This window comes from Xanthobacter sp. BG11Y11_SDJG (assembly GCF_057364445.1).
Genome location: NZ_JBNFNU010000218.1, coordinates 1 through 7,177, shown reverse-complemented (window position 1 = coordinate 7,177; position 7,177 = coordinate 1). Strand labels below are relative to the sequence as shown.

At 69.5% G+C, this 7,177-nt stretch carries 8 protein-coding genes and 1 pseudogene; 4 read left to right on the top strand and 5 right to left on the bottom strand.

What is annotated here, in order from left to right; genetic code table 11:
- Window positions 1-95: 95 nt before the first annotated feature.
- Both AC2W7M_RS16405 and AC2W7M_RS16400 read left to right on the top strand, forming a co-directional pair.
- A pseudogene (locus AC2W7M_RS16405) lies at window positions 96-853 on the top strand (rhomboid family intramembrane serine protease).
- 145 nt (window positions 854-998) lie between these two features.
- Window positions 999-1,430, top strand: a complete 432-nt coding sequence (locus AC2W7M_RS16400; RefSeq protein ID WP_486133311.1) for a CBS domain-containing protein — start codon at window positions 999-1,001, stop codon at window positions 1,428-1,430.
- A gap of 79 nt (window positions 1,431-1,509) precedes the next feature.
- On the opposite strand, the gene AC2W7M_RS16395 is transcribed toward AC2W7M_RS16400, so the two are convergent.
- From AC2W7M_RS16395 to AC2W7M_RS16385, 3 genes are all read right to left on the bottom strand, one after another.
- Window positions 1,510-2,148 carry a peroxiredoxin gene (locus AC2W7M_RS16395; RefSeq protein WP_486133309.1) on the bottom strand — a complete coding sequence of 213 codons (639 nt, stop codon included), beginning with the start codon at window positions 2,146-2,148 and terminating at the stop codon, window positions 1,510-1,512.
- 190 nt (window positions 2,149-2,338) lie between these two features.
- The gene (locus AC2W7M_RS16390) at window positions 2,339-3,028 is read right to left on the bottom strand and encodes a sulfotransferase family 2 domain-containing protein (RefSeq protein WP_486133307.1); all 690 of its coding nucleotides are present in this window, start codon (window positions 3,026-3,028) and stop codon (window positions 2,339-2,341) included.
- 40 nt (window positions 3,029-3,068) lie between these two features.
- The gene (locus tag AC2W7M_RS16385; protein ID WP_486133305.1) at window positions 3,069-4,742 is read right to left on the bottom strand and encodes a lysine--tRNA ligase; all 1,674 of its coding nucleotides are present in this window, start codon (window positions 4,740-4,742) and stop codon (window positions 3,069-3,071) included.
- A 167-nt stretch (window positions 4,743-4,909) separates the two neighbouring features.
- On the opposite strand from AC2W7M_RS16385, the gene AC2W7M_RS16380 reads away from it, so the two are divergent.
- Together AC2W7M_RS16380 and AC2W7M_RS16375 are read left to right on the top strand one after the other, a co-directional pair.
- Window positions 4,910-5,125 carry a hypothetical protein gene (locus AC2W7M_RS16380; RefSeq protein ID WP_486133303.1) on the top strand — a complete coding sequence of 72 codons (216 nt, stop codon included), beginning with the start codon at window positions 4,910-4,912 and terminating at the stop codon, window positions 5,123-5,125.
- Between the two features lie 27 nt (window positions 5,126-5,152).
- Window positions 5,153-5,803 (top strand): SCO family protein, encoded by a 651-nt coding sequence (locus AC2W7M_RS16375; RefSeq protein ID WP_486133302.1) that lies wholly within the window; start codon window positions 5,153-5,155, stop codon window positions 5,801-5,803.
- Here the strand turns inward: AC2W7M_RS16375 and AC2W7M_RS16370 are convergent.
- Both AC2W7M_RS16370 and AC2W7M_RS16365 read right to left on the bottom strand, forming a co-directional pair.
- Window positions 5,794-6,585: a glycosyltransferase family 2 protein gene (locus tag AC2W7M_RS16370; RefSeq protein WP_486133300.1), complete on the bottom strand. Its 792-nt coding sequence runs from the start codon at window positions 6,583-6,585 to the stop codon at window positions 5,794-5,796. The two genes, AC2W7M_RS16375 and AC2W7M_RS16370, sit on opposite strands and share 10 nt — an antisense overlap.
- Window positions 6,501-7,177: glycosyltransferase (locus tag AC2W7M_RS16365; RefSeq protein ID WP_486133298.1), on the bottom strand; the 677-nt coding region annotated here is incomplete at its 5' end. The genes AC2W7M_RS16365 and AC2W7M_RS16370, both read right to left, overlap by 85 nt.

The window sequence follows — 7,177 nt, the reverse complement described above, 5'->3', positions numbered from 1 at the left end:
TACCGCGCAGCGGGTCCGCGCGCGCCGGCGCGGCGGGCGCGCGGCCGGATGTGCCACAAGTTCGCCTTTTTTCTTGCCGGTTCGGCGGCGTGGCCCTGATCGTCCATGGCGTGCTCCACCGACCTCCCTCCGCCGCCGCGCCCGGCCGCCAGCCGATCCTGAACGTGCCCGGCATCATCGCGGCGCTGACGCTGCTGCTGATCGGCGTGCACGCGGTGCGCACGCTGCTGCTGAGCGAGGCGGCCGACATCGAGGTGCTCACCTATTTCGCCTTCATCCCGGTGCGCTATTCCATTCCGGAAGCCTTCGGACTGCCGGACGGCATCGGACCCAGGCCTGGACCTTCGTCAGTTATGCCCTGCTGCATGCCAACTGGCTGCACCTGGGCGTGAACCTCGTCTGGCTGCTGGCCTTCGGCACGCCGGTGGCGCGGCGCTTCGGCAACTGGCGCTTCGCGGTGTTCTGTGCGGTGACGGCGGCGGCGGGGGCGCTGGCGCACCTCGTCACCCATCCCGACGGCCTGATGCCGCTGGTCGGCGCTTCGGCTGCGGTTTCGGGGGCCATGGCCGCGGCGGTGCGCTTCGCCTTCGCGCCGGGTGCGGCGCTGTCCTCCGATCGCGGCCGCCATGCCGATCACCAGCCCGCAGGTTCGCTGATCGAGAATTTCCGGGACGGCCGCGTGCTGGTGTTCGTGGGCGCGTGGGTCGCGCTCAACCTCCTGTTCGGTCTCGGCGTCTCCATGCCCGGCGCCGAGGATGCGGAGGTGGCCTGGCAGGCCCATATCGGCGGTTTTGCCGCCGGCCTGCTGCTGTTTGCCCTGTTCGACCCGGTGCCGCGCCGCAGGGTCGCCTGACGCCGTCGCTGCCGTTCGGTGAAGCTCTGCCGCTGCGCTCTTGCGTCACATCCTGTTGCGAGGGATCATTGCGTCCGAACGAGGCGGCTCCGCCGAGAAAGCCGGAGAAACCGGCGCCGCGGGCCGTGGGAAGGAGACCACGCCAATGACCGTCAGCAGCATTCTCCAGGGCAAGGGCAAGGACATCGTCACCCTCACGCCCGAGGCCACGCTCGGCGATGCCGTGAAGAGCCTCGCCCAGCACCGCATCGGCGCCATCGTGGTCGTGGACAAGAGCATGGCGGTGGAGGGCATCGTCTCCGAGCGCGACGTGGTGCGCCTCCTGAACGAGCGCGGGACCGCCGTGCTGGCCACCCCGGTCGGCGAGGTGATGACGCGCGCCGTGGTCACCTGCACGCCGGACGAGATCATCCCCGCCATCATGGAGCGCATGACGCGCGGACGCTTCCGCCACGTGCCGGTGGTGGACGGCGACCGGCTGGTGGGGATCATCTCCATCGGCGACGTGGTGAAGCACCGCGTGGAGGAGATGGAGCGCGAGAGCGCCGCCCTGCGCGACTACATCATGACGGCGTGAGGCCGGCTGCCGAACGCGAACGGGCCGGCGCGAGTCCGGCCCGAGTGATGATCATGCCGGCGCTCGCGCGCCCGCGCTCTCAGCTGACGCCCGGCTGGCGCACCACGCGCAGATAGGGCTTCACGGTGGTCCAGCCCTGCGGGAACTTCTCCTTGGCGGCCTCATCGGACACCGAGGGAACGATGATGACATCGTCGCCCTGCTTCCAGTCCACCGGGGTGGCCACGGCGTGCTGCGCGGTGAGCTGGAGCGAATCCACCACCCGCAGGATTTCCTGGAAATTGCGGCCGGTGCTCGCGGGATAGGTCAAGGTGAGCTTCAGCTTCTTGTCCGGCCCGATCACGAACACCGAGCGCACGGTGGCGGTGTCGCTCGCGTTCGGGTGGATCAGGTCGTAGAGGTCGGAGACCTTCTTGTCGTGGTCGGCGATCAGCGGAAAGTTCAGCTGCGCGCCGGTGGCGTCCTTGATGTCGGCCACCCAGGCCGGATGGTTCTCGACCGAATCCACCGACAGGCCGATCACCTTCACGTTCCGCTTGTCGAACTCGGCCTTCAGGTGCGCCACCTGCCCCAACTCGGTGGTGCAGACGGGGGTGAAGTTCTTGGGGTGCGAGAACAGGATGCCCCAGCTGTTGCCGAGCCAGTCGTGAAATTTCACTTCGCCTTCGGTGGTCTGGGCCACGAAGTCCGGCACCGTGTCTCCAAGGCGCAAGGTCATGGGGGAATTCTCCATTAAACTCGAAAATAATGTTGTATAGAAATTATACCGGGTCCTTCGTGCAAATCAATGGAAACCCGATTCCGCGGGGCGGGCGGCCATTGCCGGGCTGTGCCGATGGGCCTGTGCCGTCGGGAGCGACGGGATCGCATGGTTTTCCGGTATGGGCCGGCCGTGCGGGCGCTGGCCGTCAGGTCGGAGCGTGGAGCGCCCGCGCCTTCTCGTAGAAGGCGATGTCGTCCGCCAGGAGGTCCCGCAGGCGGCCGAGCCGGGCGGTGTCCGCATGGAGCGCGTCCACCATCTGGCGGTAGCCGGGATCGGGATTGGGGTTTGTCATGGGCAAGGTGAGGCGGACCCCCGCCAGCGCCGACAGGCGCTCCATGTCGGCGCGCGCGCGGTCGTGGAAGCCGATGAAGTCCAGCTCGCGCAGATCGACGCCGCGAAAGAACACCTGGCTGAAGCAGGACCGCAGGAAGGGCAGGCGGGCGAAGGCATCGAGCGACAGGTCCTGGGCCAGCACGTATTCGTGGAGCGCGTGACCGGCGCCGGGGCGGTTGCGCCAGAACGCGTAATGCGAGACCAAGCGCTCCACGGGATCGCGCAGGAAGGTGACGCGCAGCCGCGCCTTCACGCTACGATATTTGTGCATGTGGAAATGGCCGTGAACCACGCGGAAGCCGCGGAGCGCGCCGGGCGCCGCCTCGGCGCTGCGGCCGAGCCAGCCGTCCGGATCGAGGTTCATGGGCGCGGCCGGGTCGAGCGGGCGGTCGTCATAGTCGCGGCGGATGGAGCCCGCCCCGTAGGCCGCCTCGATCGCCCGGTAGAAGGACGTGCCGGCGCATTTCGGCACGTGCACGGAGATCATCTCAAGCTCGGTCATGTCGCATCCCCGAGTGCGCGCGCGAGACGGCCGCCGTGTCTCACGCCGCGCCCGACAGCGTGCCGCCAAGCGCCCGTGCGATCAGGTCGCGCGTCTCGGCGATGCCATAGATGGCGACGAACGAGCCGAAGCGCGGGCCGCGCTCAAGGCCCAGCAGCACCTGATAGAGCGTGTTGAACCACTCGATCGACACGCCGGGCCGCTCCTGCGTCGCGCCCTTGGCCTTGAAGTCCTGGTAGCGCGGGATCGGGCGGGCGACGTCGTAGAGCGCGTTCTGGATCTCGTCCGCGCTCGCGTTCGCCGGCAGTGCGGCCAGCGCCGCATCCAGCGCCTCCAGGGCCTTGCGCTCGACCGGATCGGGCGCGTGGAACACCTTGCCCGGCTTCACGAAGTCATGGAAATACTTCACCGCATAGCCCACCAGCGCCGCGAGCTGGGGATGGGTCTGCGCGGAGACGCCCGGAACGTGGCGCCGCAGGAAGCCCCACAGCACCTGCTCGTCCTCGGTGTTCGAGGCCGAGGCGAGGTTGAGCAGCATGGTGAAGGACACCGGCATGTCCACCTGCGGCGGAGTGCCGGAATGGATGTGCCAGACCGGGTTGCCGAACCTGAGCTTCCAGTCCTGCTGCGGGTAGCGCGCCAGGAAGGCGTAATATTCGTCCACCGCCCGCGGGATGACGTCGAAGTGCAGCTTCTTGGCCGAGCGCGGCGACTGGAACATGTAGAGCGCAAGGCTCTCGGGGCTGGCATAGGTCAGCCACTCGTCGATGGTCAGCCCGTTGCCCTTGGACTTGGAGATCTTCTGCCCCTTCTCGTCCAGGAACAGCTCGTAGACGAAATGCTCCGGCGCGGTCCCGCCCAGAATGCGGCAGATCCGGTCGTAGATCGGCGCGTTGGTCTGGTGGTCCTTGCCGAACATCTCGAAGTCCACGTCGAGCGCCGCCCAGCGGGCGCCGAAGTCCGGCTTCCACTGCAGCTTCACGCGGCCGCCGGTGACGGGCAGCGTCAGCTCGGTGCCGTCCTCGTCGTCGAAGGTGATGGTGCCGGCCTTGGCGTCCACCTGCTTCAGCGGCACGTAGAGCACGCGGCCGGAGGTGGGCGAGATCGGCAGGAAGGGCGAATAGGTCGCCTGCCGTTCCTCGCCCAGGGTCGGCAGCATCACCTCCATGATGGCGTCGTAGCGCTCCGCCACCTTCAGCAGCACGCCGTCGAGCTTGCCGGAGGTGTAGTAGTCGGTGGCGCTGGCGAACTCGTAGTCGAAGCCGAAGGTGTCGAGGAAGCGCCGCAGCATGGCGTTGTTGTGCGCGCCGAAGCTCGGATAGTCGCCGCCGAAGGGGTTCGGCACGCGGGTCAGCGGCATCTGCAGATAGGGCCTCAGCGCCACCGGGTCCGGGACGTTGTCCGGGATCTTGCGCATGCCGTCCATGTCGTCGGAGAAGCACAAAAGGCGCGTCTTCACCTTGTCCTCTGTGAGGATGCGGAAGGCGTGGCGCACCATGGTGGTGCGCGCCACCTCGCCGAAGGTGCCGATATGGGGCAGGCCGGAGGGGCCGTAGCCGGTCTCGAACAGCACCTCGTCCTTGGGATGCGTCTTCAGCCGCTCCACCAGCTTGCGCGCCTCCTCGAACGGCCAGGCGGACGCCGTCTCGGCGACGCTCTTCAGCTCGGCGGCAAGTTCGGCGGGAGTGGCGGACGCAGACGCGGCGTGGGACATTTCGATCTCCGGGAGACGGGCGAACTTAGGAATGAGCGCCGGACGCGTCAACGCGCGGGCGTCACGCGCCCGTGACGCGACGCCGCTTGGACCGCGTCGCCGATGCGCGCTAATCTCGGGTCGCGTTCCCCGAAAAGGGGGCGCCAACGGGAAGTCAGGCACAGGTCATGGCCAGGACCTTCGAATCCGGCGCCGCAGCGCCATCGGAGCCGTCGCGGGACGCCGCGGACCGGTCTGCCTCGGCTTTGTCCGCGCCGCTCGCCGTCTGGGGCATGGCCCTGTTCGGCGGCGCCCTGTTCGCCGCAGCGATCCTGTTGTGGATGCGCAACGGCGTGTCCGTCTTCTTCGACACACTGACCGCCGGCATCGGCTCCTGCCTCTAGGCGGGTGCGCGCGGCGAACGAGGTTCCATGGCGTCTCCCGTCAAGCCTTCCGGCAAGCCGAAACCCTCCGGCACGCCCGACCGCAGCGCGCGCCTGCGCATCCTGGCGCTGTTCTCGGCGTTCGTGGCCGGCGCCGCGGTTCTGGTGGTGGCGGTCGGCCTGCTGATGCCCGCACCCGCCCCGCCCACGGGGCAGGGCGTGGCCGCGGTGGGCGGCCCGTTCACTTTGGTGGATCAGAACGGGACAGCGGTCACCGAGGCGGCGCTCAAGGGCAAGCCCACGCTGATCTTCTTCGGCTTCACCCATTGCCCGGACGTGTGCCCGACCGCATTGTTCGAGATGTCGGAGATCTTCGGCGCCTTGGGGGCCGATGCGGAGCGGGTGCAGGCCTTCTTCGTCAGCGTCGATCCCGAGCGCGACACGCCGGAGGTGCTGAAGTCCTATCTCGGCAGCTTCGCGCCGCAGCTTCGCGGCCTGTCCGGCACGCCGGAGCAGGTGGAGGCGATCAAGAAGGCCTACCGGGTCTATGCCCGCAAGGTGCCGCTCACCGGCGATGACTACACCATGGACCATACCGCGGTGGTCTATCTCATGGACAAGACCGGCACCTTCGTCGCGCCGTTCAATGCCAAGCGGCCTCCGGCCGAGGCCGCGGCGGACCTCAAGCGCTACTTCTGAAGCGCCATCCCGGCGGGTGGGCGCGTGCCCAGGCCCGCGCCGCGCCGGGAGACGCCGTGCTCGGTCTTGCACCAGAAATGCGGGCGGCGCAGCAGGTCCACCAGCGCCCGCCACGCCGCCACCGACAGCAGCAGCCAATAGAGCGGGATGGTCGCCAGCGTCGTGAGGCGCACCGGCAGGCGGCGGCGCGCGCAACCGACGGCGGCGGACAGCGCCGCCGCCCCGTAGCCTGTGATCAGCGTCGTATAGGCCAGGGCCGAGGCGGCGACCTCCGCCGGCGAGACGCAGGGCGCGCCGAGCGCGCCGTACCAGACGTCCCGCGCCAGCACCGCCACGAACAGGGGGTGCAGCAGTGCCGCGGCATAGGGGCCGGCGGTGAGCAGGAACAGCGCCGTGGTGGCGCCCGGTCCGAGATCCCGGATCAAGGCGGCGGGATCGCGGCCATGCACCATCAGGGTCTGCGCCCATCCCTTCAGCCAGCGGGTGCGCTGCCCGAGCCAGGCGCCAAGGCGCACGGGCGCCTCCTCCTGGGTTGCGGAGGCGATGACCAGCGTGCGCCAGCCGGCGCGGGCGAGGCGGACCCCGAGGTCGGCATCCTCGGTGACGTTGAAGGGATCCCAGGCGCCGACGCGCTCCAGCACGTCGCGGCGGAAATGGTTCGACGTGCCGCCGAGCAGCACCGGCAGCCCGATCGTGCTCAGGAGCGGCAGCAGCACGTCGAACTGGGCGGCATACTCGGCGGCGAAATGGCCGCTGATCCAGCTTTCGGCGCCATTGTCCACGGCGAGCCGCGCCTGGACGCAGGCGACGCCGGGACCGCCGGCCCGGAGGCGGCGAGCGCGCGCCGCAACTGGTCCGGCTCGGGCGCGTCCTCGGCGTCATAGATCGCCACGAACTGGCCGCGGGCGAAGGGCAGCGCCATGTTGAGCGCCTTCGGCTTGGTGCGCGGGCCGATGGCCGGCACCGTCACCTGCGCGAACCAGGGCGGGAGCGCGCAGGCGGCGATGGCGGCGCGGGTCTCGCCGTCGTCCGCCTCCACCACCAGCTTGATGTCGAGCTTTTCCGGCGGATAGTCGATCGCCGCGAGCGCCCGTGCGAGGCGCGGCACGCTCGCGGCCTCGCGGTAGAGCGGCACGAGGATGGAATAAAGCGGCAGCGCCCTCTCGCTCGCCGCCGCGGGGGGATCGGGCAGGCTCGGGCACAGGCAGCCGGCGAGACGCAGCGCGATCCACGACAGGAACACCAAGGACAGCGCTGCCTGGAGCGCCAGCAGCGCCGCGCCCGGTGCCGCCAGCAGGGCCACGGCGGCGGGCAGGCCCAACAAGGCGGCGCCTATGGCGAGTGTCCGCACCGGCCGCAGGGTGGCCGCGGAGC